The following is a 23,680-nucleotide window of genomic DNA, read 5'->3' as shown; positions in this document are numbered from 1 at the left end:
TCAAGGGTTAACCCGAATGGGTGTGCGCATTCCGACAAGCCGACGTGCGCGGCCAGCATAGCGGCGCGCCCCGCTTCTGCCTACGATGCGGCTTGGTCCACCACAACTCCAGGAGACACACCATGGCCCATCCCAATCGCCGTCTGGTCATTCAAAGCGCCGCCGCCACGGTGGGCGCCATGTCCTTCGCGCCCCAGCTGCTGGCGCAACCCGCGCCCGTGCGCATCGGCTACTCCATGTCGCGCACCGGCCCCTGGACGGGCGGCGCCCAGGTCAGCCAGGAACCCAACTACCTGCTGTGGGCCGAGCAGCAGAACGCCGCCGGCGGCCTCGATGTGAAAGGCGTGCGCCGCAAGATCGAGCTCATCAGCAGCGACGACCGCAGCGACATGGAAACCGTCGTGCGCACCTACGAAAAACTCATGGGCAGCGACAAGGTCGACCTCGTCCTCCCGCCCTGGGGCAGCAACGCCAACTTCGCCGTCGCTCCGCTGGCCAACCGCCTGGGCTACCCCTTCCTCGCGCCCACCGCACTCTCGCGCCGCCTGGCCGAGATGAAATTGCCCTACTTCTTCCTCCTGCTGCAACAGCCCAAGCCCATGTGCGACGCGCTGGTGGACATGTTCAAGGCCAGCGGCGTGAAGACCGTCGCCGTCATCTACGTGGACGACCTCTTCGGCCTGGAAAACTACGCCGCCTTCAAGGTCGCGCTGCAAGGCAGCGGCATCACCATGGTGGAAGACAAGAGCTACCCCGGCGGCGTCAAAGACCTCTCGCCCGTGCTGCGCTCCATGAAGGACAAGAACCCCGACGCCTTTGTCGGCTTCACCTACCCGCCCGACACCATCCTCGCCAGCCGCCAGGCCAAGGAAATCGGCTTCAACCCCAAGTTCTTCTACGCCTCGGTCGGCACCGCCTTCCCGCTCTACAAAAACGTCATGACCCCCGCCGGCGCCGAAGGCGTGCTCGGCATGGGCTCGTGGAACGGCAAGACCAGCCCGGGCGCCAAGGCCTACTTCGACGCCCACGTCGCCAGCCAGAAGAAGGAACCCGATCGCTGGGCCAGCGGCGCCTGCTGGGCCGGCCTGGAAATCCTCACCAACGCCGTCAAGGCCCAGGGCCTGGACCGCAAGGCCATCCGCGACTACGTGGCCAACACCACCCACAAGACCATCATCGGCGACATCAAGTTCAGCGGCAGCGAGAACGTGGGCACGCCCGGCACCGTGGGCCAGTGGCAGAACGGTGAGTTCGAAGTGGTCTGGCCGCAGAAGGTCGCCACCGCCAAACTGAACCCGGCCAAACCGGCCTGGAAGTAAGGACCACCCCGCGCCGCGCCTGCGGCGCGTCACCCCTCAAGGGGCAACGCCTGCGGCCCGGCAAAGCCGGTTCCGCGGCGTTCTGGATCCCGTTTCTTCTCTCCTCTGTATGTCTTTCTCCGCCTGGTTAGAACTCATCGCCTCCGGTCTCATCACCGGGGGCATCTACGCGCTCGTCGCGCTCGGGCTGAACCTGCAGTACGGGCTGATGCGCATCCTCAACATCGCGCACGGGGAATTCCTCATGGTGGGGGCCTTCCTCACCTGGATGGTGCAGACCTCCTTCGGCCTCTCGCCGCTGTGGATGATCCCGGTCTCGTTCGGCCTGCTGTTCGCCCTCGGTGTGGCGGTGCACTGGCTGTGTTTCCGCCGCCTCACCGCCACCTCGCCCAACCTCGACGTGTTCGAGGCCCGCGGCCTCATGGTCGCCTTCGGCCTCATGTTCCTGGTGCAGAACTTCATCTCCTACGTGTGGGGCGGCGACCTGCGCGGCTACGACTACCTCACGCAGCCGCTGTCCATCCCGCTGCCCGGCGGCAACGCGCAGTTCGCCGTCAACAAGCTGGTCGTGTTCGCCCTGGCCCTGCTGTTCTCGGGCGCGCTCATCCTGCTGCTGCGCACCACCCTGCTGGGCAAGGGCGTGCGCGCGCTCATGCAGTCGCCCACCGGCGCGCAGCTCATGGGCATCAACACCAAGCGCCTGCACCCCATGATGTTCGGCATCGGCCTGGGCCTCTCGGGCGTGGCGGGCTGCCTGCTCTCCATGGCCTACACCATCAGCCCCTCCATGGGCGAGCCCTACACCGTCACCGCCCTCATCGTCATCACCCTCGGCGGCTTCGGCAGCATGGGCGGCGCGCTCGCGGGCGGCCTGCTGCTCGGCGTCATCGAAGCCCTGGGCATGCACTTCACCAACCCCTCACTCAAGGCCTTGCTGAGCTACGTCGTCTTCATCGGCGTGCTGCTGCTGCGCCCTGAAGGACTCTTCGCTCGAAAGAGTCGCAAAGCATGAATTCCCGTCAATTCCTCATTCGCGACCTGCTGGTCCTCTTCGGCTTCACCGGCTGGGCTGTGGCCTTGCCCGGCTTCGGCAGCGACTTCGTCGTCTCCATGGCGCTCACCTGCCTCATGTACATCGCGCTGTCTTCCAGCTGGGCGCTGTTCTGTGGCACCACGCGTTATCTCTCGCTCGCCACCTCGGCCTTCTTCGGCATCGGCGCCTACGCCAGCGCCATCCTGCTGGAGAGTGTGAGCTGGTCGCAGGCCATCGGCCTGGGCGCGCTCATCGCCGCCGGCGTGGCCATCGTCATGGGCGCGGCCGTGCTGCACCTGCGCGGCACCTACTTCGCCGTGCTCACCTTCGGCATGACCGAGCTCATCCGCCACGCCATCAGCTACTTCGAGAAATCGGTCACCGGCACCGTCGGCCGCGTGCTCATGGTCGTGCCCGAGCGCGACACCATCTACTTCACCGTGCTGCTGCTCGCGGTGGGCACGGTGGCGCTCTCCATCGCCATCCGCCGCACCCGCTTCGGCCTGGCCATGCTCGGCATCGGTGCCGACGAACAGCGCGCGCAGACCCTGGGCGTGAACACCCGCCTCGTCAAGATCGCCGGCTTCGCGATCACGGCCGCGGTGGCCGGCGCGGTGGGCGCGGCCATGTCCGTGCGCTGGACCTACATCGACCCGCACACCGTGTTCAACCCCTTCATCGGCTTCCAGACCGTGCTCATCGCCCTCATCGGTGGCGCGGCCACGCTCTGGGGCCCGCTGATCGCGGCCATCGTCTTCAGCGTGCTCGCCGAAACCCTGCGCCTGCAGGTGCCGCAGGTCTACATGATGTCGCTCGGTCTGCTGCTCATCCTCTCGGTGCTCTACCTGCCCGGCGGCCTGGCCTCCGTGCGCACCGACACCTTCCGGGCCTGGCGCGACGACGCCAGGGCCTGGTGGAAAGACATCAAGGACGACCTGAGCGGCGAAACCAAACGCCGCAAGCAGCGCGAGAAAGACCAGCGGGAGCGCAGCCATGTCTTCTGACCTGCAAGCCCCCCTGCTCGACGCCCGCGACGTCACCGTGCGCTTCGGCGGCCTCACCGCCGTGGACGCCGTCAGCGCGCGCTTCCTGCCCGGTGAACTCGTCGGCATCATCGGCCCCAACGGCGCCGGCAAGACCACCTTCTTCAACGCCATCTCCGGCGTGACCAAACCCACCAGCGGCGCGCTCTCGGTGCAAGGCCGCGAACTGGCCGGCAAGGGCCCGCACCGCTTCGCCGCCAACGGCCTGGCGCGCACCTTCCAGACCCCGCGCGTCTTCGGCGACATGCTCGTGCGCGACAACATCGCCTTCGGCCTCAAGTTCGCCGGCCGGCGCCCGCGCAAGTACATCCTGTGGGGCGAAGAAGCCTCCGTGCCCTGGGTGCTGCGCACCCCCGAAAGCATCCTCGGCCTCATCGGCCTGAGCGCCCAGGCCGACCTGCCCGCCGCCGCCATCACGCCCTCGCAGCAGCGCCTGCTCGAAATCGGCATGGCCCTGGCCACGCGCCCGCGCCTGCTGCTGCTCGACGAAGTGGCCGCCGGCCTCACCGAAAACGAAGTGGAAGAAATGGCGCGCCTCATCCGCCGCCTGCGCGACGAGCTCGACCTCACCGTGGTCTGGATCGAACACGCCGTCACCACCCTGCTGCGCCACGTGGAGCGCGTGATCGTGCTGCACCAGGGCCGCAAGATCGCCGACGGCACGCCCGCCGAAGTGGTGCGCAACGCCGAAGTGATCGAAGCCTACCTGGGCGATGAAATGACCGAAGAAGAGGCCGCCGCATGATGTGGTACCGACCCACCCCCTTCGAGCTCGGCGGCGGCGCCCGCGCGCGCCTCAAGATCGACGGCCTCTCCGCCGGCTACGGCGCTTTCCTCGTGCTGCGCGATGTGAAGCTCGACATCCAGCCCGGCCTCACCGTCGTGCTCGGCCCCAACGGCGCGGGCAAGACCACGCTGCTCAAGGCCCTCAACGGCCTCATCCCGCGCCGCGGCACCGTGTTGCTCGACGGCCAGGAGCTCGCCGAAAAAACCCACGAGATCGTGCAGGCCGGCGTGGCCCTGGTGCCCGAGGGCCGGCAGCTGTTCCCGCAGATGACCGTGACGGAAAACCTCGAACTCGGCGGCTGGCTTGTGCCCAAGGCCGCGCGCGCCCAGCGGCTCGAACAGGCCTTTGCCGACTTCCCCAAACTCAAGGAACGCGCTACGCAGCTGGCGGGCACCATGAGCGGCGGCGAACAGCAGATGGTGGCCGTGGCCCGCGCCATGATGTGCGCGCCGCGCCTGCTCATGCTCGACGAACCCTCGCTCGGCCTCGCGCCGCGCATGGTCGATGAACTGCTTGCCATCGTGCGCCGCATCGCCGACGCCGGCACCACCGTGCTCATGGTCGAGCAGAACGTGAAGAAAGCCCTCGCCGTGGCCGACCGGGGCTACGTGCTCGAACGCGGCACGCTTGTGGCCAGCGGCCCGGCCAAGCTGCTCGCGCGCTCCACCGTCATCCGCGAAGCCTATCTCGGCGCCGACAAAGACCCCGCCACCGGCACCACCAGCGCGGCCGACGCCGTGCAGCGCCGCAAGGCCGTCGCTGCCACTACCTGAATACACCAACACCAAGGAGAAACCCAGATGTCCGACCTGTCCATGCTCATCAACGGCCTCAAAGTCACGGCCGAAAAAGGCGCCACCTTCGAGCGCCGCAACCCGCTCGACGGCAGCGTGGCCACCCGCGCCCCCGCCGCCAGCCCGGCCGATGCCGTGATGGCCGTGGAAGCCGCCGCCGAAGCCTTCAAGACCTGGAGCGAAACCGGCCCCAACGAACGCCGCGCCCTGCTGCTCAAAGCCGCCGACGCGCTCGAAGCCAAGCTGCCCCAATTCATCGAAGCCGTGGCCGCCGAAACCGGCGCCACCGGCATGTGGGCCGGCTTCAACACCATGCTCGCCGCCAGCATGATCCGCGAGGCCGCCTCCCTCACCACGCAAGTGGCGGGCGAAGTGATCCCGTCCGACGTGCCCGGCTCGCTCGCCATGGGCGTGCGCCAGGCCGCCGGTGTGGTGCTCGGCATCGCCCCGTGGAACGCCCCCATCATCCTCGGCGTGCGCGCCATCTGCGTGCCCCTGGCCTGCGGCAACACCGTCATCTTCAAAGGCAGCGAAAACTGCCCGCGCACCCACCAGCTCATCGTCGAGTCCTTCCAGGACGCGGGCTTCCCGCCCGGCGTGGTGAACTACATCACCAACGCCCCGGCCGATGCCGGTGCCGTGGTGGAAGCCATGGTGGCCCACCCGGCCGTGCGCCGCGTGAACTTCACCGGCTCCACCAAGGTCGGCAAGATCATCGCCATGACCTGCGCGAAATACTTGAAGCCCGTGGTGCTGGAGCTGGGCGGCAAGGCGCCCATGGTCATCCTGGACGACGCCAACATCGAAGACGCCGTCAACGGTGCCGCCTTCGGCTGCTTCGCCAACAGCGGCCAGATCTGCATGAGCACCGAGCGCCTCATCGTCGACCAGAAGATCGCCGACGAATTCGTGAAGAAATTCAGCGACAAGGCCAAGGCCCTGCCGCTGGGCGACCCGCGCAAGCCCGAGCCCGTGGTGCTCGGCTCCGTCATCGGCCAGGGCACGGTCGACCACTGCAACGCCCTCATCGACGACGCCATCGCCAAAGGCGCCAAGCTGCTCTGCGGCGGCAAGGCCGACAGCACCCTCATGCCCGCCACCGTGCTCGACCACGTCACGCCCGCCATGCGCATCTACCACGAGGAAACGTTTGGCCCCGTGAAATGCGTGGTGCGCGTGAACGGCGTGGAAGAGGCCATTGCCTGCGCCAACGACAACGAGTACGGCCTGTCATCCGCCGTGTTCGGCGGCGACATCGCGCGTGCCTTCAACGTGGCGCGCAAGATCGATTCCGGCATCTGCCACGTGAACGGCCCCACCGTGCACGACGAGGCGCAGATGCCCTTCGGCGGCGTGAAGGGCTCGGGCATCGGGCGCTTTGGCGGCAAGGCCGGCATCAATGAGTTCACCGAGCTGCGGTGGATCACGATGCAGACGACGCCGCGGCACTACCCGTTCTGATCCTCGCTTGGCGATGTGAAAAGCCCCGAAGCTGAAGGCGTCGGGGCTTTTTGTTTTTGTGACAGGTCCCGGCAGACCGAATGCGGCTTGTGTGACCGCTTCAGACTGAATGCAGCCGGTCAGGACTGGCTCTGCCAACGACTGCCGACCTCAAATCCGGTCGTCCACGTTAGCGACTACCTGCAGAGCATTCTCCTGTTACACCCCTTGGCCGAAATGGCTAGTCGAGCAGCCGCTAGCCTGCTCGACTCGTGCGCCTGCTATGACGCTTTGATTGGCTGGGCTTTTAGGTGCGATGCGGCACTGACAGTCTGACTAGATCCTCGGGGCACCACTGCGCCAGACGCTGCACAGCTTATGGCCTCGGATAGAGGGGTGCCTTCCGGACGTAGGTAGACTAGCCGCAAAAAGAATGCCGCTGACCTACGCGTCTTCGCCGGAGTACGGGTAGGACGAAGGCTTCGTACCTGCCACTTTCCCCAAAGCAACATGACAAGCAACGAACAACGCGCCGCACTGCAACGCAAGATCTGGGACATCGCGAACAAAGTTCGCGGCGCCGTCGATGGCTGGGACTTCAAGCAATACGTGCTGGGCACCCTGTTCTATCGCTTCATCAGCGAGAACTTCATCGACTACATCACTGGGAGCGACACCAGCGTGAACTACGCCGCCATGGCGGACGATGACGAGAACATCGAGGCGGCCAAAGACGACGTTATCAAGACCAAGGGCTACTTCATCTACCCCAGCCAGCTATTCGTAAATGTTGTGGCTAATGCCAACACCAACGAGAGCCTGAACACCGATCTGGCAAACATCTTCAAGGCAATCGAAGCATCTGCAAGTGGCTATCCCTCCGAGCAAGACATCAAAGGCCTGTTTGCCGACTTCGACACCACCAGCAACCGCCTGGGCAACACGGTCAAGGACAAGAATTCGCGACTGGCCGCCGTGCTCAAGGGCGTTGCGGAACTGGACTTTGGTGGCTTCGATGCCAACCACATCGACCTGTTCGGCGACGCCTATGAGTTCCTCATCTCCAACTACGCCGCCAACGCCGGCAAGTCGGGCGGCGAGTTCTTCACGCCGCAGCAAGTCTCCAAGCTGATTGCGAAGCTGGCAATGTACGGCCAGACCAGCATCAACAAGATCTACGACCCGGCCTGTGGCTCAGGCTCTTTGCTACTGCAAGCCAAGAAGCAGTTCGATGACCACCTGATCGAAGACGGCTTCTTTGGGCAAGAAATCAACCACACCACGTACAACCTTGCGCGGATGAATATGTTCTTGCACAACGTCAACTACGACAAGTTCAGCATCCAGCTGGGCAACACCCTGGAAGAGCCGCACTTTGCCGACGGCCGGCCCTTTGACGCCATCGTCTCCAACCCACCGTATTCTGTGAAGTGGATCGGCAGCGATGACCCCACGCTGATCAACGACGAGCGCTTCGCCCCGGCAGGCGTGCTGGCCCCTAAGTCAAAAGCCGACTTCGCCTTCGTGCTGCACGCGCTGAACTACTTGTCGGCCAAGGGACGTGCGGCCATCGTGTGCTTCCCGGGAATCTTCTACAGGGGCGGGGCTGAGCAGAAGATTCGCAAATACCTGGTGGATAACAACTACGTGGAGAGTGTGATCTCGCTCGCGTCCAATCTGTTTTTCGGCACCACCATCGCCGTGAACATTCTGGTGCTGTCCAAGCACAAGAAGGACACCGTCACACAGTTCATAGACGCCAGTGGGTTGTTCAAGAAGGAGACCAACAACAACGCGCTGCTGGACAAGCACATCGACGACATCATGGCCGTGTTCGACCGCAAGGCCAACGTCGAGCATTTCGCCAAGTCCGTGCCGTTGGAGCAGGTGGCTGCCAACGATTACAACCTGTCGGTCAGCAGCTATGTGGACGCCAAGGACAGCCGCGAGGTGGTGGACATTGCCAAGCTCAATGCCGAGCTGAAAACCACTGTGTCCAAGATCGACCTGCTGCGGAGGGACATTGATGCCATCGTGGCGGATATCGAGGGCGAGGAGCAGGGGGCATGAGCGGCGCCCACTTCATGAGAAAGCTGTTGGATGGCGCTGGGGTGCGTTGGACACCATTGGAGTCATGCGCAACTATCGATCGAGGACGTCGCGTAACAAAAAGTGAGTTGGGGCCTGAAAAGGATTACCCCGTATACAGCGGGGGAGTTACCCCTATGGGATTTTTCGATAGATTTAATCAGAAGAAGGATACGATCACTATCGTCAAGTATGGGACCGCTGGTTTTGTTAACTTCATTGAGGAAGTTTTTTGGGCCAATGATGTTTGCTATTGCATAAAACCGAGCAAGAGGCTTAATAACAAGTATCTTTTCCATTATCTCAAGAGTCGGCAAAGAGAAATCCAATCGCTGGCAACAGATGCCATACCCGCACACCTGCCAACGGAAGTGATTTCCGATTACCCAATCCCAATCCCCATCCCCGACAATCCCCAAAAATCGCTTGAAATCCAAGCCGAAATAGCCCGCATCCTGGACGCCTTCACCGAGCTTACGGCCGAGCTTACGGCCGAGCTTACCGCCGAGCACGCAGCGCGTAAGCTGCAATACAGGTACTATCGCGATCAGTTATTGAGCTTTCCGCGTGGCGAGGCCGAATGGAAGCCGCTCGGCGAAATTGGTCAATTCATTCGTGGCAAGCGCTTTACCAAAGCCGATTTCGTCGACGACGGCATCGACGCGATCCACTACGGCGAGATCTACACCCAGTACGGTGCGTGGACGGATCGCGCCTTTTCCAAGGTGCGTCGTGATATGAATAAGTCTCTGCGATATGCGTTGCCCGGCGACGTCATCATGACGGGCGTGGGTGAAACTGTTGATGACGTTGGCAAGGCCGTCGCCTGGCTTGGCATGGGGGCCGTCGCAATTCACGATGACAGCTACGCCTTTCGTCACTCCATGAATCCCAAGTTCATTGCCTATGCCATGCAGACCAATGCGTACATCGACGAGAAGGCAAAGCATGTTTCGCGCGGCAAGGTGAATAGGCTGTTGGTGGATGGCATTGCCAAGGTTGAGATTCCCGTTCCATTTCCCGACGATCCCGACAAGTCGTTGGCCGAACAAACTCGAATCGTCGCCATTCTCGACAAGTTCGACGCCCTGACCAGTTCCCTCATCGAGGGCTTGCCCCGCGAAATCGAATTGCGTCAGCAGCAATACGAGTACTACCGCGACTTGCTGTTGGGCTTCCCCGAGCCGGAAGAAGTCGAGGGATAAGATGGGCAGGACGCTTACGGAGGTCGCCCGACAACTGCAAGAGGCCAACAAGAAGGTGCAGCTGATCTACGCCTTCAATGGCACGGGCAAGACGCGCCTGTCGCGGGCATTCAAGCAGCTGATTGCACCCAAAGGGGACGTCGACGACGCATCGTCGGCGGCGTTGGCCGACAAGAAGCTGCTGTATTACAACGCCTTCACCGAAGACCTGTTCTATTGGGACAACGATTTAGGGCGGGATGCCGAGCCCAAGCTGAAGATCCAGCCCAATGCCTTCACGAAATGGGTACTGGAAGAACAAGGCCAGGACCAAAGCATCACCACCACCTTTCAGCGCTACACCAGCGACAAGCTGACGCCACACTTCAGCGCGGACTTCTCCTCTGTCAGCTTTTCGTTTGAGCGCGGTAACCAGCAACCAGAGCCCCACATCAAGATCTCTAAAGGCGAAGAAAGCAACTTCATCTGGAGTGTGTTCAATGCCCTGCTGGAGCAGGTGATTGCCGAGTTGAACATCCCGGAATTTGTCGACCGGTCCACCGATGCCTTCAACAACCTGACCCACGTTTTTGTGGATGACCCGGTGAGCTCACTGGATGAAAACCACCTGATCGAGCTGGCGGTTAACCTGGCCTCGTTGATCAAATCCAGTCAATCGGACCTGAAGTTCATCATCACCACGCACAGCCCGTTGTTCTACAACGTGCTATTCAATGAGCTGAATGGCAAGGGCAGCTTCATGCTCGAGCGCTACGAAGATGGTAGTTTCGAGCTCATCGAAAAGCAGGGTGATTCCAACAAGTGCTTTTCGTACCACCTGCACTTGCTGAAGACCATCGAGCAGGCCATAGCTGACAGCAGGGTCGAGCGATATCACTTCACCCTGCTGCGCAATCTCTACGAGAAGACCGCCAGCTTTTTGGGCTACCCAAGGTGGTCAGAGTTGTTGCCCGAGGACAGGCAGCTCTACCTGAGCCGAGTCATCCAGTTCACCAGCCACAGTACGCTGTCCAATGAAACCATTGCTCAGCCAACGGCGGCCGAGAGCGCGACGGTCAAGCTGCTGCTGGACCATCTGAAGAACAACCATGCCTTCTGGCAGCCGCAGGTTGCCTGACCAATGAACGACTACAAGGCCATCGCCGAGTCCAAGAACTTCATCGTTCTGGACCAGTACAACCGGGAGTGGAAGGTCGCCGAGAGCTACCAGAGCGAAAGTGATCTGGAGCGCGAGTTGATCCAGGATCTGCTCAATCAGGGCTACGAGTTCGCCGCGTCCATCAAGTCCCTAGTCGACCTGCTGGCCAACGTGCGCGTGCAACTGCAAGCGCTCAACGCCGTTCAGTTCACCGAAGGCGAGTGGCTGCGATTCGTCGAGTCATGGCTGGACAAGCCCAGCGATGGCATCGTCGAGAAGACCCGCAAGATCCACGACAACTACATCCACGACTTCGTCTTTGACGACGGGCGCATCCAGAACATCTATCTGCTGGACAAGAAGAACGTCGCCCGCAACAAGGTGCAGGTGATTAAGCAATTCGAGCAGACGGGCAAGCACGCCAACCGGTACGACGTGACCATTCTGGTCAATGGCTTGCCACTCGTGCAGGTGGAACTGAAGAAGCGTGGTGTAGCCATCCGCGAAGCCTTCAACCAAGTGCACCGCTACAGCAAGGAGAGTTTCAACAGCGATCAGTCTCTGTTCAAATTCTTGCAGCTGTTCGTGATCTCGAACGGCACCGACACCCGCTACTTCGCCAACACCACGCAGCGCAACAAGAACAGCTTCGACTTCACCATGAACTGGGCGAAGGCGGACAACACGCTGATCAAGGATCTAAAGGACTTCACGGCCACCTTCTTCCAGAAGCACACGCTGCTCAACGTGCTGCTGCACTACTCGGTGTTCGACGTCAGCAACACGCTGTTGGTGATGCGTCCCTACCAGATCGCCGCGACGGAGCGCATCTTGTGGAAGATCAACAGCAGCCATCACGCCAAAAAGTGGAGCAACGCGGAGAGTGGTGGCTTCATCTGGCACACCACGGGTTCAGGCAAGACGCTGACCAGCTTCAAGGCTGCACGCTTGGCTACCGAGCTGGACTTCATCGACAAGGTGTTCTTCGTGGTAGACCGCAAAGATCTGGACTACCAGACCATGAAGGAGTACCAGCGCTTCTCGCCGGACAGCGTCAACGGCTCTGACAGCACGGCAGGCCTGAAACGCAATCTGGAAAAGGACGACAACAAGATCGTCGTGACCACCATCCAGAAGCTCAACAACCTGATGAAGAGCGAGGCGGACTTGCCCGTCTACGGCAAGAAGGTGGTGTTCATCTTCGACGAGTGCCACCGCAGCCAGTTCGGTGAAGCCCAGAAGAACTTGAAGAAGAAGTTCAAGAAGTTCAGCCAGTTCGGCTTCACCGGCACGCCCATCTTCCCGGAGAACGCTTTGGGTGCCGAGACCACGGCCAGCGTGTTTGGCCGCGAGCTGCACTCGTACGTGATCACCGATGCCATCCGGGACGAGAAGGTCTTGAAGTTCAAGGTGGACTACAACGACGTACGCCCGCAGTTCAAGGCCATCGAGACCGAGAAGGACGAGAAGAAGCTGAGTGCGGCCGAGAACAGGCAAGCCCTTCTGCACTCGGACCGCATCCGAGAGGTCAGCCAGTACATCCTGAACAACTTCCGACAGAAGACCCACCGGCTGCATGCAGGCAACAAGGGCTTCAACGCCATGTTTGCCGTCAGCAGCGTGGATGCCGCCAAGCTCTACTACGAGTGCTTCAGGGAGTTGCAGAAGACCAGCGACAAGCCGCTCAAGGTCGCGACCATCTTCTCGTTCGCCGCCAACGAGGAGCAGGACGCGATCGGCGACATCCAGGACGAGAGCTTTGATGTGTCGGCCATGAACAGCAGCGCCAAGGAATTCTTGAGCGCGGCCATCGCCGACTACAACACGCTGTTCAAGACCAACTTCAGTGTTGACAGCAACGGCTTCCAGAACTACTACCGAGACCTGGCCAAGCAGGTCAAGGCCAAGGAGATCGACCTGCTCATCGTGGTCGGCATGTTCCTGACCGGCTTTGATGCGCCCACGCTCAACACGCTGTTTGTCGACAAGAACCTGCGCTTCCACGGGCTGATGCAGGCCTACTCGCGCACCAACCGCATCTTTGACGCCACCAAGACCTTCGGCAACATCGTCACCTTCCGCGACTTGGAGCAAGCGACGATCGAAGCCATCACCCTGTTCGGTGACAAGAACACCAAGAACGTGGTGCTGGAGAAGAGCTACAGGGAGTACATGGAGGGCTTCACCGATGCGGCCACCGGTGAGGCGCGGCGCGGCTTCAAGGATGTGGTGCAGGAACTGGAGGCTCGCTTCCCTGACCCGGCAGCCATTGAGAAGGAGTCCGACAAGAAGGCCTTTGCCAAGCTGTTCGGGGAGTACCTGCGCGTCGAGAACATCCTGCAGAACTACGACGAGTTCGCCAGCTTGAAGGAGCTTCAAACCGTCAACCTGACGGATGCTGCGGCGGTGGAGGCGTTCAAGGCCAAGCACTATCTGAGCGATGAAGATCTGACGGCGCTGCAAGCCATCACGCTTCCTGCCGAGCGAAAGATCCAGGACTACCGCTCCACTTATAACGACGTACGCGACTGGCTGCGCCGCGAGAAGGCCGGCGCCGAGAAGGAGAAGTCAACCATCGACTGGGACGACGTGGTCTTTGAGGTGGACCTGCTGAAGTCGCAGGAAATCAACCTGGACTACATCCTGGAACTGATCTTCGAGCACAACAAGAAGATCAAGAGTAAGACTGAGCTGGTGAACGAGGTGCGGCGCGTGATTCGTGCAAGCCTTGGCAACCGCGCCAAGGAAAGCTTGCTGGTAGATTTCATCAACCAGACCGACCTAGACCAGCTCGGCGACAAGGCCAGCGTGATCGATGCGTTCTTCAAGTTCGCCCAGGCCGAGCAGCAGCTTGAAGCACAAGAGTTGATCACGACTGAAGGCCTCAACGCAGAAGCTGCAAAGCGCTACATCACCGCTTCACTCAAGCGCGAGTTCGCTAGCGAGAACGGCACCGAACTCAACGCGGTACTGCCCAAGATGAGCCCTTTGAACCCTCAGTTCAAAACCATGAAGCAGACCGTCTTTCAGAAGATCGCTGCCTTTGTTGAGAAGTTCAAGGGTGTCGGTGGGAAAATTTGACCCACCTTGTTGCTGATCCGTTACGCGAACGACGGCTTACAGTCTGTCATCGCGAGTACGCACGACGCTCGTGAACGTCGGCTCCCGCTGCATTGCAGTCTCCGACTGATACCCGAGAACGGAGGCCGAAGCAGACAGAAATCTCATTTGCTGCTCACGCAAAAGGTCGCTCTACATAGGGGTTAACTTGAATTCTTTCGGGTTGCCCGGCTGCCTACACTCCGTCGTCGCGACCAAAAAACGTGACTTGGCCGGGAAGCCAGAAAAATCAACCGCTGCATCGAGCCGCTGCCTGCATCCTTCATCTCTGGTGATGGGCGGGCGGTTGTCATCAACCGATCGCAGGAAGCCAAACATGGCCAAACCCGAAACGCCTCGCAGCGCGTCCACGCGCGCCCAAGCCGACGCACTTTTTACGTACCTTCTCACGCTCGCCGTCCAGGCCAACGAGCAGATGGCGCACCTCTCGCTGCTCATGGACACCCGCTCTTCGCTGGAGCCCAGGTTGGAGCCCCCGGCCGGCAAGGACATTCTGGAGATCGCCTCACCCGAGGTGCAGCGGGCCGTGCTCAAGCAGGCGCTCTCCGACGAGATGCGGCGTGAGCTCAAGGCCTTGTCGCTCACCGTCGAAGCGCTGTACGACTGCACCGACAAGGTGACGGGCCTGGCAGCCTGATCGAACGCTCAGCGCTGCGCCATGCGCGTCGGGGCGAACATGCTGCGCCCCAACCAGCGCCAGAGCCGCTGGCCGTTGCGGCCCGCGCCCTGCACCGTGAGGCTCCCGGTCTGTATGGCCAGCTCCGGGTCGCTGTCGCCGGTCCAGATTTCGGTGAGCGCACGCACCGTCGAGTCGACCAGCACGTTGATGTCGTGCCCGGGGTCGTCGCGGCAGAGGTCGGCCTCGTGGTGTTCCACCACGAGCCACCATTGCCGCTCGGCCGCCGGCGCATCGCTGAACCGGAAGTGGACGACGGTGCGTTCTCCGTCGGGGAACGCCTCCAGGCGCGCGAAGCGGCGGATGTCCCACATCAGAAAGCCGGCGTCGAGCTGCTCGTGCCGCAGCCGGCTGCCGATCCAGCGCGCCCCCCAATGGCCGATGCCGACGACGATCGGCCGCAGCTCCTCGCCCGCGGGGGTCAGGTGGTATTCCCAGTTTTTCTCGACGCGCCGCCGCTCGACGACACCGATCTCTTCGAGCTTGCGCAGCCGCTGCGTCAGCAGCGTGGCCGACATGCGCGGCACGCCGCGGTGAATGTCGTTGAAGCGGTGGCTGCCGCAGAGCAGCTCGCGCACCACGAGGGGTGTCCACAGTTCGCCCAATACCTCGGCGCCTCGGGCGACGGTACAGAACTGCATGTAGTCGATCATGCGGGCCAGTCTATCGGCGTGCCGCCGGCTTGCCTACTCCAGATTCTGGACTTGAGAGCCTTCGGCATCGGGCTTAACTTGAAGATCGACCGTGCACCTCGCACCGGTCTTTTCAAGGAGCACTGCCATGACCGAGACCCTCATTGCCTCCCCGGCTGTTTTCGACGCCGAGAAGTTCCGCCAGACCACGCGCGCGCAGTGGGAGAACGCCGCCGAAGCCTGGGACCGCTGGGCCCCATTGCTCGCCCGCTGGCTGGGCCCGGCGACCGAGGCCATGCTGGACATGGCGGCCGTCGGCCCCGGCGCGCGCGTGCTCGACGTGGCGGCGGGCGCAGGCGAGCAAACCCTGGTCGCCGCGCGCCGCGTGGGTGCGCGCGGCCACGTGCTGGCCACCGACATTTCCCCGGCGATCCTGCGCCACGCGAAATCGGCGGCCGAGCAGGCCGACCTGTCGAACGTGGACACCCTGGAGCTCGATGGCGAGCGCCACGACCTTTTGCCGGGCGCTTCCTTCGACGCGGCGGTGTCGCGCGTCGGCCTGATCTACTTCCCCGACCAGCAGCGCGCCCTCGCCGGCATTCGCCATGCCTTGAAGCCGGGCGGGCGCTTTGCCGCGGTGGTGTATTCCACCGCCGATCGCAACCCCTTCTTCGCCGTGCCGGTCGGCATCATCCGGCGCCGCGCACAGCTGCCGCCGCCCCTGCCAGGGCAGCCGGGGCCGTTCTCCCTGGGCGCTGAGGGCGTGTTGGCGAAGACGCTGGAGCAGGCGGGGTTTCGGGACGTGGAGGTGCGCCGGGTCGACTCCCCGGTGCGCCTTCCCACGGCCGCCGAGTGCGTGCGCTTCGAGCGCGAGTCCTTCGGTGCCCTGCACCAGATGCTGGCGGCGCTGAGCGACGAAGAACGCGCCGACGCTTGGGCGGAGATCGAGCAGGCCCTGGCCCGCTTTGAAACCGAGGCGGGCGGTTTTGTGGGCCCGTGCGAGATGCTGGTGGGGGCGGGCACGCGCTGACCCGGCGGCGCATGCTTTGGGGGCGCTCTGCACCAAACGGCCCATTCCCCCACGGCCGCTGTGTGTCACAACGGCAATGAGCGCGACAGAAGATGGTGGCAAACCCACAACCCACGAGGAAATGCCATGTCGTCTGTCCCGTTCTCCCCCGTTCGCCGCCGCCTGCTGCAAGGCTCCGGCGCCATGGCCGCCGCGCGCTTCACGGGCCTGATGGGCGCGCTCTATGCGAGCAACGCACGCGCCGCCACCGGCAAGCAGGCGGTTTCCGCCGTGTCGCCCTATGGGCCGGTCTCCCCGGTGAACGACATGACCACCGGCCTGCCGTTGCTGCAGTTGCCAGCCGGTTTCAGCTACCGCAGCTACGGCTGGACGGGTGACGCCATGAGCGACGGCGCTCCCACCCCCGGCAGCCACGACGGCATGGCCGTGGTGGCTTCGCGCCGCGTCGGCCGCAGCAGCGAGCTGGTGCTGGTGCGCAACCACGAGCGCGGCCTGGTGGCCACGCCGGGCGAGGCGATCCAGGCGCCCCATGCCTACGCCACGACCGAGGTCAACGGCATCATCACCGTGTTCTATGGCGGCCAGCCGATCCGCATCGGCGCGGGCGGCATCGTGACCAACCCCGCCGCCCCCGCGCCCACGCCTTTCGTGGGCTACCCCGCGGGCGGCACCAGCAACCTGCTGTTCCGCGACGGCCAGTGGGCCGGCTCGGTGGGCTCCATCAGCGGCACGCTGGGCAACTGCGCGGGCGGCCCCACGCCCTGGGGCACCTGGCTCACCTGCGAAGAAACCATTTACGACTTTTCGGGCATCGGCGGCAAGAAGCACGGCTATGTGTTCGAGGTGGCCGACGACGCGGCCGAGTCGATCGCCCAGCCCATCGTGGGCATGGGTCGCTTCATCCACGAGGCGGTGGCGGTGGACCCGGCCACCGGCACCGTCTACGAGACCGAAGACAACCGCAACGTGGCGGCCTTCTTCCGCTATCTGCCGGACGACACCTCGGGTCAGCTCGGCAGCCTGCACCACGGTGGGCGCCTGCAGGCCGCGCGCATCAAGATGCTGCTGCGCCAGGCGCGGCCTTCGACGCTGGCGCAGGCCAACGACCAGGGTTTGCTGAACCCCGACATCGGTGACGAGTACGAGCTGGAGTGGGTCGACATCGCCGACCCGGACGCCGACCCGGTGGTCGTGGTCGGCCAGCCCGGTGGCGTGAGCATGGGCTTCGCGGCCGGCCCGACCTACCAGGCCTTGAGCCAGGGCTGTGCGCGCATGAGCCGGGGCGAAGGCATCTGGTACTCGGGCGGCAAGCTGTTCATCGTGGACACCGCCGCCGGTGTGGACGGCAACGGCCGCGTGGGGCAGGGCGAGGGCGCGGTGTGGGAGCTGACGCTCTCGACCATGCGCCTGCGCGCGGTCTTCGTCAGCGGCCACCAGACCGCCGGCAACAACCCGGACAACGTCACGGTGAGCCCGCGCGGTGGCGTGGTGCTGTGCGAAGACGGCGGCGGTTCCACCGATGCCTTCGGCACCGGCTCGCGCCTGCTGGGATTGAACGCGGCGGGCGAGGCCTACATCCTGTGCAAGAACAACCTCAGTCTGGACGCCGGCCAGATTGCCACCGCCGGCAAGGCGGTGGGCCCGGCGGACTACCGGGGCTACGAGTTCTGCGGCGCCTGCTTCGACCCGACCGGCCGCATCCTGTTCGCCAACCTCCAGACGCCGGGCATCACGGTGGCCATCGTGGGCCCGTGGACCAAGGGCAACCTCTGACAGCATCCACGGCAGCGGCGGGCGCGCCGCTGCGACCTGCTACCGTGTCGGCATTCGTATGCCCCGAAAGCCGACCATGCGCCACTTCCTCTCTCCCTGCCTCCTCTTGCTCGTCGCTGCCGCCTCCAACGCCCACGCCGAAGAGATCGGCTCGGTGGACACGGTGTTCAAGTTCATCGGGCCTGACCACAAGATCGTGGTCGAGGCCTACGACGACCCGGGGGTAAGCGGTGTCACCTGCTACATGTCGCGCGCCAAGACGGGGGGCATCAAGGGCGCCTTCGGTCTGGCCGAGGACAAGTCCGAGGCGTCCATCGCCTGCCGGCAGGTGGGCCCCATCGGCATCGCCAAGCCCATCAAGGCGCAGGAAGAAATCTTCAGCGAGCGCACCAGCCTCATCTTCAAGCGACTGCGCATCGTGCGCATGGTGGACGCGAAGCGGAATTCGCTGGTCTACCTCACGTACTCGGACCGCGTGATCGAGGGCTCGCCGCAGAACTCGGTGGCCGTGGTGGCGGTGGACCGCGCCACACCGATCCCGGTGAAGTGAGGAGATGGGTGGAGAGGGGGTTATCCTCGGTCGCATGACCGCTGAGACCCAAGACCCCATTCACGAAGACCGCCTCTGGAGCGACGAACACTGGACGGCCCGCGTCGTCAAGAACGAAGACGACGACGGCTGGGCCGTCGCCATGTATCTGGACAACGGGGCCGAGCCGGCCCTGGTGGGCCCCTGGACCATGGGGCGCGACAAGAAGAACCCCAAGCCGCTGGACGCCGCCGCGTTCAACACCCTGGTGAAGACCGCCAAGGAGGTGATTCGCCGTTCCGAGCAGCAACTGCACGCGCAGCTGAACAAGAACGTGACGGTGACGGTGGACGGGCAGCGCATCCGCGTGGCCCTGGCCATCGTGCCGGACGAAGAGGGCGCCACCGCCACGCTGCGTGCGCTGGACGAGCTCGACGAGGAACTGGCCTGCGTGCCGGTGCCGCCCACCTTCAAGCTCAACGTGGACAGCGCGTCGGCCTGGATCGCGGCGGGTTTCGAGAAGCCTTCGCGATGATCGACGGTCTGGTGGCCGGGCGCCTGATGGGCGAAGCCTCCCGGCGGGTGGACAAGGCGGGGCGCGGCTACATCGTGGCCCGGGTGCTGGCCCGCAACCGGGCGGACGAGGAGTTCATCGTCAACGTGATCGCGTTCGACGAAGCGGCCGGCCAGGCGCTGGTGGCGCTGCGCGACGGCGAGTCGCTCACGCTCTCGGGCGGGCTCACGCCCAAGGTCTGGACGGACAAGCAGGGCATCGTGCGCCCCAGCCTGGACATGGTGGCCACCCACGTGCTGACGGCGCACCAGGCCGACAGCGGGGCTTGACCCCGCATTCCCCAGGGGCGCGCGCCTCTGCGAAAATCCCGGGGATGAACGCGACCAACACCACCGAACTCATGAACACCCTGGGGCTGCAGGCCAAGGCGGCCTCGGCGCTCATGGCCAAGGCCAGCGCGGCCACCAAGATCGCGGCCTTGCGCGGCCTGGCCGCGCTGCTGCGCGCCAACGTGGACGCGCTGCAGGTGGACAACGCGAAAGACCTGGAGCGCGCCCGCGCCAATGGCCTGAGCGAACCGATGGTGGACCGGCTCAAGCTCACACCCAAGGTGCTCGAGACCTGCGCCCAGGGATGCGAGCAGCTCGCGGCCATGCCCGACATCATCGGCGACATCTCGGGCATGAAGCAGATGCCCAGCGGCATCCGCGTGGGCCAGATGCGGGTGCCGATCGGCGTGTTCGGCATGATCTACGAGAGCCGGCCCAACGTGACGATCGAGGCCGCGTCGCTGTCCATCAAGAGCGGCAACGCGGCGATCCTGCGCGGCGGCTCCGAGGCCATCGACTCCAACCGCGCCCTGGCCGCGCTGGTGCAGCGCGCCTTGACCGACGCCGGCCTGCCGGCCGATGCGGTGCAACTGGTGCCGACGACGGACCGCGCCGCCGTGGGCCAGCTCATCACCATGCCGCAGTACGTGGATGTGATCATCCCGCGCGGCGGCAAGGGGCTGATCGAGCGCATCAGCGCCGAGGCCAAGGTGCCGGTGATCAAGCACCTGGACGGCAACTGCCACACCTACGTGGACGACCCGTGCGACATCGCGCTGGCGGTGAAGGTGACGGACAACGCCAAGACCCAGAAGTACAGCCCCTGCAACGCCACCGAGAGCCTGCTGGTGGCGCGCAGCGTGGCGGCCGACTTTCTGCCGAAGATCGGCGCCATCTTTGCCGCCAAGGGCGTGGAGATGCGCGCCTGCGCCGAGAGCCGGGCGATCCTGGCGGCGGTGCCGGGCGCGAACCTGAAGGACGCGACCGAGGCCGACTGGTCAGAGGAGTACCTCGCGCCCGTCATCAGCGTCAAGCTGGTGGGCGGCGTGGACGAGGCCATCGCCCACATCAACCGCTACAGCAGCCACCACACGGACGCGATCATCACCACCGACCACGTGCACGCCCAGCGCTTCCTGCGGGAAGTCGACTCGGCCAGCGTCATGGTGAATGCGAGCACTCGCTTCGCAGACGGTTTCGAGTTCGGCCTGGGGGCGGAAATCGGCATTTCCACCGACAAGTTCCACGCCCGCGGCCCGGTGGGGGTGGAAGGCCTGACCTCGCTCAAGTACGTGGTGCTGGGCGAGGGCGAAGTGCGCGGCTGACACCACCGGGCAGGGAGGCGAGCATGTGCCGCAACATCAAGACCCTGTTCAACTTCGAGCCGCCGGCCACCGAGCTGGAGATCCGCGACGCCTCGCTGCAGTTCGTGCGCAAGCTCAGCGGTTTCAACGTGCCGTCGCAGGCCAATGAGGCGGCGTTCGACCGCGCGGTGGAGCAGGTGGCGGCCACGGCGCGCGAGCTCATGGCCTCGCTGCGCACCACCGCCGCGCCGCGCAACCGCGAGGTGGAGGTGGCCAAGGCGAAGGCGCGTTCTGCGGCACGCTTCGGCACGGGCGACTGAGCGCGAGTGGGGGAGCCGGCACAATGGTGCCGCCTTTCAACCTCAACCACGCTGCTCACTGCCATGAAACTGTTGTCCGTTGCCGGTACCTTCCTGATCGCACTCGCTCTCACAGGCTGCGCGAGCGCTCCGCGAACCATCGCCCCCGACGTGGCCGCCGGCATCAAGCGCCTGGGGGTGGCTTCCGTGACGGCCGACGAGCTCACGCGGCAGTACGTGGGGGTCACTGTGTTCGGCAACGAGCGCGAGAAGAAGTCCATTGCCGCCTGGAACCTCGACAAGGCCTATGAGGATCAGATCGGCGCCGCCGCCGAAAAGGTGTTCGGGGCCACGGTGGTCAAGGCGGCTTACCCGGCGGCCGAGTTCGCGCGGGTCAACGCGTTCAAGAATGGATGGGACGCGCCGGCTTACTGGGGGCCGCACTGGGATGTGATCGAGGCGCCGTTGCGGGACTGGTGTGCGGCCAACCGCCTGGACGCGGTGCTGGTGGCGGCACAGCAGCGGGACCTGGACCCGTTCTCGGGCACCAATCAGGCTGTCTCGGGCGCCGGCGTGTATTCGGCCCGGATGGGGGCTTCCGTGCTGCACCTGCTGTCGAGCCTGACCTTGCTGGACTGCAAGACGGGCAAGGTGCTGGTGACGCAGTGGGTCTACAAGCGCCAGGACGGCAAGTACCGGGACCGTCTGGTGGCGTCGCCCCTGTCGACCGAGGTCTCGCGCCTGCCGATGTCCGAGTGGACGCCGGACATCGAGAACCGCCTGCGGCTGGAGCTGCTGGAGCTGCCGAAGGCCGCCTGGACGAGCACCTTGCGAGCGATGGTGGCTCAGCCGTGAGCGCCTGAGCCTCAGCGCCGCCCCGGCCAGTCGGTCCCGCCTTCCCCTTCAAACACGGCCCGCGCCAGGTTGCCGGCCTGGGAGGCCAGGGTGAGCAGGCCCCAGATGAGCAGCCAGGGGCTGGCTTTGCCCGGCTGCATGCCGCTGTCCCAGGTGTAGGCGAAACCGCCGGCCAGGGTGAACAGGGCGCCCAGCAGCAGGAACACCACCATCAGCAGCACCCGCAGGCCGGTGCTTTCGGGCGGCCGCCACACGCTGAGCCAGGCGGCCAGGGCGGTCATCAGGGCGAAAAAACTCATCGAAGCACCTCCCGGGGCGAGAAAATCAGGTGTGGCCGAATGCCGAAACCGGCTTGAAATCGGCGTCATGCGCCCCCATTACACTGGTTGCCTTCCCAGCCGCCAATACCCCTCCCCCCTATGGTCCCGCACCTCGTCACCGCCCTGACCGGCCCCATCAACGAGCTTGAGCAGCGCATCCTCGAGTCCACCCCGGTGATCGAGCGCTGGTTCCGGCTGGAGTGGATGGAGCACACGCCGCCGTTCTACACCTCGGTGGACGTGCGCAACGCCGGCTTCAAACTGGCGCCGGTGGACACGAACCTGTATCCCGGCGGCTGGAACCACCTCACGCCCGAGATGCTGCCGCTGGCGGTGCAGGCCGCCATGGCGGCGATCGAGAAGATCTGCCCCGAGGCCAAGAACCTGCTGCTGGTGCCCGAGAGCACCACCGACATCTTCTACCTGAGCAACCTGGCGCAGCTGCAGCGCATCTTCTACATGGCCGGGCTCAATGTGCGCCTGGGCTCGCTCTCCAACGACATCAAGGCCCCCACCACCATCGAGCTGCCGGGCGGCGACAAGGTGGTGCTGGAGCCGCTGCTGCGCAGCAAGCGCCGCCTGGGGCTGAAGAACTTCGACCCCTGCACCATCCTGCTCAACAACGACCTGAGCGCGGGCGTGCCCGGCATCCTGGAAGACCTGCACGAGCAGTACCTGCTGCCGCCGCTGCACGGCGGCTGGGGCACGCGGCGCAAGAGCCACCACTTCAAGGCCTACGAAGAGGTGTCCAAGCGCTTCGGCAAGCTGCTGGGCATGGACCCCTGGCTCATCAACCCGATGTTCAACCAGTGCGGGCAGGTGGACTTCAACGAGGACGCGGGGCTCGAATGCCTGCGCAGCAACACCGACGCGCTGCTGGGCAAGATCCGCCGCAAGTACAAGGAATACGGCATCAACGAGAAGCCGTTCGTGGTCGTCAAGGCCGACAACGGCACGGGTGGCATGGGCATCCTGACCGTGCGCGACGCCAAGGAGATCGACAACCTCTCCGCCAAGACCAAGGCCCGCATGGCCGTGGGGCAGGCCGGGCAGGCCGTGCACGAGGTCATCATCCAGGAAGGCGTGCTGACCAACGAGCGCATCAACAGCGCGGTGGCCGAGCCGGTGGTCTACATGATGGACCGCTACGTGGTGGGCGGTTTCTACCGCGTGCACGCCGACCGGGGCGTGGACGAGAACCTCAACGCGCCCGGCTCCAGCTACGTGCCGCTGGCGTTCGAGCAGAGCGCGCAGCTGCCGCAGCCCGGCCAGAAGCCCGGCGCGAGCGTGCCCAACCGCTTCTACATGTACGGCGTGATCGGCCGTCTGGCCATGCTGGCGGCCAGCTACGAGCTGGAAGCGACGGACCCGGACGCCGAGGTCTACGAGTGAGTTGCTGCGGCGCAACATTTTCCGCAGACCCCTCCGTTTAGAGCGCTGAGCCGACAGACA

Annotated in this window: 22 protein-coding genes; 20 read left to right on the top strand and 2 right to left on the bottom strand. The window is 64.3% G+C overall.

The window, feature by feature from the left end:
- Nucleotides 1-122 precede the first annotated feature (122 nt).
- The 11 genes from AC07ZS_RS02805 to AC07ZS_RS02755 all read left to right on the top strand — a co-directional run bounded on the left by AC07ZS_RS02805 (nucleotide 123) and on the right by AC07ZS_RS02755 (nucleotide 14,604).
- Nucleotides 123-1,319 carry an amino acid ABC transporter substrate-binding protein gene (locus AC07ZS_RS02805; RefSeq protein WP_494797114.1) on the top strand — a complete coding sequence of 399 codons (1,197 nt, stop codon included), beginning with the start codon at nucleotides 123-125 and terminating at the stop codon, nucleotides 1,317-1,319.
- Nucleotides 1,320-1,428: 109 nt separating this feature from the next.
- A complete protein-coding gene (locus AC07ZS_RS02800) occupies nucleotides 1,429-2,331 on the top strand; it encodes a branched-chain amino acid ABC transporter permease (protein WP_494797113.1) in 903 nt (300 codons plus the stop codon).
- Nucleotides 2,328-3,356: a branched-chain amino acid ABC transporter permease gene (locus AC07ZS_RS02795; protein WP_494797112.1), complete on the top strand. Its 1,029-nt coding sequence runs from the start codon at nucleotides 2,328-2,330 to the stop codon at nucleotides 3,354-3,356. Before AC07ZS_RS02800 ends, AC07ZS_RS02795 begins: the two co-directional genes overlap by 4 nt.
- The gene (locus AC07ZS_RS02790; RefSeq protein ID WP_494797111.1) at nucleotides 3,346-4,140 is read left to right on the top strand and encodes an ABC transporter ATP-binding protein; all 795 of its coding nucleotides are present in this window, start codon (nucleotides 3,346-3,348) and stop codon (nucleotides 4,138-4,140) included. The genes AC07ZS_RS02795 and AC07ZS_RS02790 overlap by 11 nt, the downstream gene beginning before the upstream one ends.
- Entirely contained in the window at nucleotides 4,137-4,955 is an 819-nt protein-coding gene (locus AC07ZS_RS02785; RefSeq protein WP_494797110.1) for an ABC transporter ATP-binding protein, read from the top strand. Before AC07ZS_RS02790 ends, AC07ZS_RS02785 begins: the two co-directional genes overlap by 4 nt.
- A gap of 27 nt (nucleotides 4,956-4,982) precedes the next feature.
- Nucleotides 4,983-6,437: an aldehyde dehydrogenase gene (locus AC07ZS_RS02780; protein WP_494797109.1), complete on the top strand. Its 1,455-nt coding sequence runs from the start codon at nucleotides 4,983-4,985 to the stop codon at nucleotides 6,435-6,437.
- Nucleotides 6,438-6,926: 489 nt separating this feature from the next.
- Complete coding sequence (locus AC07ZS_RS02775) at nucleotides 6,927-8,486, top strand: type I restriction-modification system subunit M (protein WP_494797108.1); 1,560 nt, start codon at nucleotides 6,927-6,929, stop codon at nucleotides 8,484-8,486.
- Nucleotides 8,483-9,709 (top strand): restriction endonuclease subunit S, encoded by a 1,227-nt coding sequence (locus AC07ZS_RS02770; protein WP_494797107.1) that lies wholly within the window; start codon nucleotides 8,483-8,485, stop codon nucleotides 9,707-9,709. Before AC07ZS_RS02775 ends, AC07ZS_RS02770 begins: the two co-directional genes overlap by 4 nt.
- A 55-nt stretch (nucleotides 9,710-9,764) precedes the next feature.
- Entirely contained in the window at nucleotides 9,765-10,826 is a 1,062-nt protein-coding gene (locus AC07ZS_RS02765) for an anticodon nuclease (RefSeq protein ID WP_494797106.1), read from the top strand.
- Between the two features lie 3 nt (nucleotides 10,827-10,829).
- On the top strand, nucleotides 10,830-13,928 hold the full coding sequence (locus AC07ZS_RS02760) for a type I restriction endonuclease subunit R (RefSeq protein ID WP_494797105.1): 3,099 nt from the start codon (nucleotides 10,830-10,832) through the stop codon (nucleotides 13,926-13,928).
- A 355-nt stretch (nucleotides 13,929-14,283) separates the two neighbouring features.
- Complete coding sequence (locus AC07ZS_RS02755) at nucleotides 14,284-14,604, top strand: hypothetical protein (protein ID WP_494797104.1); 321 nt, start codon at nucleotides 14,284-14,286, stop codon at nucleotides 14,602-14,604.
- A gap of 8 nt (nucleotides 14,605-14,612) precedes the next feature.
- Here the strand turns inward: AC07ZS_RS02755 and AC07ZS_RS02750 are convergent, their stop codons facing one another.
- A complete protein-coding gene (locus AC07ZS_RS02750) occupies nucleotides 14,613-15,296 on the bottom strand; it encodes a winged helix-turn-helix transcriptional regulator (RefSeq protein WP_494797103.1) in 684 nt (227 codons plus the stop codon).
- Between the two features lie 127 nt (nucleotides 15,297-15,423).
- On the opposite strand from AC07ZS_RS02750, the gene AC07ZS_RS02745 reads away from it, so the two are divergent.
- The 8 genes from AC07ZS_RS02745 (at nucleotide 15,424) to AC07ZS_RS02710 (ending at nucleotide 21,908) form a co-directional block, all read left to right on the top strand.
- Nucleotides 15,424-16,305: a class I SAM-dependent methyltransferase gene (locus AC07ZS_RS02745; RefSeq protein WP_494797102.1), complete on the top strand. Its 882-nt coding sequence runs from the start codon at nucleotides 15,424-15,426 to the stop codon at nucleotides 16,303-16,305.
- Nucleotides 16,306-16,431: 126 nt separating this feature from the next.
- The gene (locus AC07ZS_RS02740; RefSeq protein WP_494797101.1) at nucleotides 16,432-18,078 is read left to right on the top strand and encodes a PhoX family protein; all 1,647 of its coding nucleotides are present in this window, start codon (nucleotides 16,432-16,434) and stop codon (nucleotides 18,076-18,078) included.
- Nucleotides 18,079-18,154: 76 nt separating this feature from the next.
- The gene (locus tag AC07ZS_RS02735; protein WP_494797100.1) at nucleotides 18,155-18,628 is read left to right on the top strand and encodes a CreA family protein; all 474 of its coding nucleotides are present in this window, start codon (nucleotides 18,155-18,157) and stop codon (nucleotides 18,626-18,628) included.
- A gap of 34 nt (nucleotides 18,629-18,662) precedes the next feature.
- The gene (locus AC07ZS_RS02730; RefSeq protein ID WP_494797099.1) at nucleotides 18,663-19,142 is read left to right on the top strand and encodes a hypothetical protein; all 480 of its coding nucleotides are present in this window, start codon (nucleotides 18,663-18,665) and stop codon (nucleotides 19,140-19,142) included.
- On the top strand, nucleotides 19,139-19,450 hold the full coding sequence (locus AC07ZS_RS02725) for a single-stranded DNA-binding protein (protein WP_494797098.1): 312 nt from the start codon (nucleotides 19,139-19,141) through the stop codon (nucleotides 19,448-19,450). Before AC07ZS_RS02730 ends, AC07ZS_RS02725 begins: the two co-directional genes overlap by 4 nt.
- A gap of 44 nt (nucleotides 19,451-19,494) precedes the next feature.
- Nucleotides 19,495-20,775 carry a glutamate-5-semialdehyde dehydrogenase gene (locus tag AC07ZS_RS02720; protein ID WP_494797097.1) on the top strand — a complete coding sequence of 427 codons (1,281 nt, stop codon included), beginning with the start codon at nucleotides 19,495-19,497 and terminating at the stop codon, nucleotides 20,773-20,775.
- Between the two features lie 23 nt (nucleotides 20,776-20,798).
- Entirely contained in the window at nucleotides 20,799-21,074 is a 276-nt protein-coding gene (locus AC07ZS_RS02715; protein WP_494797096.1) for a DUF2277 domain-containing protein, read from the top strand.
- Nucleotides 21,075-21,137: 63 nt separating this feature from the next.
- A complete protein-coding gene (locus AC07ZS_RS02710; protein ID WP_494797095.1) occupies nucleotides 21,138-21,908 on the top strand; it encodes a hypothetical protein in 771 nt (256 codons plus the stop codon).
- Nucleotides 21,909-21,919: 11 nt separating this feature from the next.
- Here the strand turns inward: AC07ZS_RS02710 and AC07ZS_RS02705 are convergent, their stop codons facing one another.
- Complete coding sequence (locus AC07ZS_RS02705; protein WP_494797094.1) at nucleotides 21,920-22,207, bottom strand: hypothetical protein; 288 nt, start codon at nucleotides 22,205-22,207, stop codon at nucleotides 21,920-21,922.
- Between the two features lie 120 nt (nucleotides 22,208-22,327).
- Between AC07ZS_RS02705 and gshA the strand changes: the two genes are divergently transcribed.
- Nucleotides 22,328-23,620 carry a glutamate--cysteine ligase gene (gene gshA / locus AC07ZS_RS02700; RefSeq protein WP_494797093.1) on the top strand — a complete coding sequence of 431 codons (1,293 nt, stop codon included), beginning with the start codon at nucleotides 22,328-22,330 and terminating at the stop codon, nucleotides 23,618-23,620.
- Nucleotides 23,621-23,680 lie beyond the last annotated feature (60 nt).

This window comes from Hydrogenophaga sp. GW456-12-10-14-TSB4 (genome assembly GCF_059424305.1).
The sequence above is the reverse complement of the archived record's forward strand: the minus strand, read 5'-3'. Positions and strand labels throughout refer to the sequence as shown.

Coding starts and splice junctions, on each gene's coding strand:
- AC07ZS_RS02720 (WP_494797097.1), top strand. CDS start 19,495: ATGAACGCGACCAACACCACCGAACTCATGAACACCCTGGGGCTGCAG.
- AC07ZS_RS02780 (WP_494797109.1), top strand. CDS start 4,983: ATGTCCGACCTGTCCATGCTCATCAACGGCCTCAAAGTCACGGCCGAA.
- AC07ZS_RS02750 (WP_494797103.1), bottom strand. CDS start 15,296: ATGATCGACTACATGCAGTTCTGTACCGTCGCCCGAGGCGCCGAGGTA.
- AC07ZS_RS02790 (WP_494797111.1), top strand. CDS start 3,346: ATGTCTTCTGACCTGCAAGCCCCCCTGCTCGACGCCCGCGACGTCACC.
- AC07ZS_RS02795 (WP_494797112.1), top strand. CDS start 2,328: ATGAATTCCCGTCAATTCCTCATTCGCGACCTGCTGGTCCTCTTCGGC.
- AC07ZS_RS02705 (WP_494797094.1), bottom strand. CDS start 22,207: ATGAGTTTTTTCGCCCTGATGACCGCCCTGGCCGCCTGGCTCAGCGTG.
- AC07ZS_RS02725 (WP_494797098.1), top strand. CDS start 19,139: ATGATCGACGGTCTGGTGGCCGGGCGCCTGATGGGCGAAGCCTCCCGG.
- AC07ZS_RS02805 (WP_494797114.1), top strand. CDS start 123: ATGGCCCATCCCAATCGCCGTCTGGTCATTCAAAGCGCCGCCGCCACG.
- AC07ZS_RS02770 (WP_494797107.1), top strand. CDS start 8,483: ATGAGCGGCGCCCACTTCATGAGAAAGCTGTTGGATGGCGCTGGGGTG.
- AC07ZS_RS02710 (WP_494797095.1), top strand. CDS start 21,138: ATGAAACTGTTGTCCGTTGCCGGTACCTTCCTGATCGCACTCGCTCTC.
- AC07ZS_RS02775 (WP_494797108.1), top strand. CDS start 6,927: ATGACAAGCAACGAACAACGCGCCGCACTGCAACGCAAGATCTGGGAC.
- AC07ZS_RS02755 (WP_494797104.1), top strand. CDS start 14,284: ATGGCCAAACCCGAAACGCCTCGCAGCGCGTCCACGCGCGCCCAAGCC.
- AC07ZS_RS02735 (WP_494797100.1), top strand. CDS start 18,155: ATGCGCCACTTCCTCTCTCCCTGCCTCCTCTTGCTCGTCGCTGCCGCC.
- AC07ZS_RS02730 (WP_494797099.1), top strand. CDS start 18,663: ATGACCGCTGAGACCCAAGACCCCATTCACGAAGACCGCCTCTGGAGC.
- AC07ZS_RS02740 (WP_494797101.1), top strand. CDS start 16,432: ATGTCGTCTGTCCCGTTCTCCCCCGTTCGCCGCCGCCTGCTGCAAGGC.
- AC07ZS_RS02760 (WP_494797105.1), top strand. CDS start 10,830: ATGAACGACTACAAGGCCATCGCCGAGTCCAAGAACTTCATCGTTCTG.
- AC07ZS_RS02785 (WP_494797110.1), top strand. CDS start 4,137: ATGATGTGGTACCGACCCACCCCCTTCGAGCTCGGCGGCGGCGCCCGC.
- gshA (WP_494797093.1), top strand. CDS start 22,328: ATGGTCCCGCACCTCGTCACCGCCCTGACCGGCCCCATCAACGAGCTT.
- AC07ZS_RS02745 (WP_494797102.1), top strand. CDS start 15,424: ATGACCGAGACCCTCATTGCCTCCCCGGCTGTTTTCGACGCCGAGAAG.
- AC07ZS_RS02800 (WP_494797113.1), top strand. CDS start 1,429: ATGTCTTTCTCCGCCTGGTTAGAACTCATCGCCTCCGGTCTCATCACC.
- AC07ZS_RS02715 (WP_494797096.1), top strand. CDS start 20,799: ATGTGCCGCAACATCAAGACCCTGTTCAACTTCGAGCCGCCGGCCACC.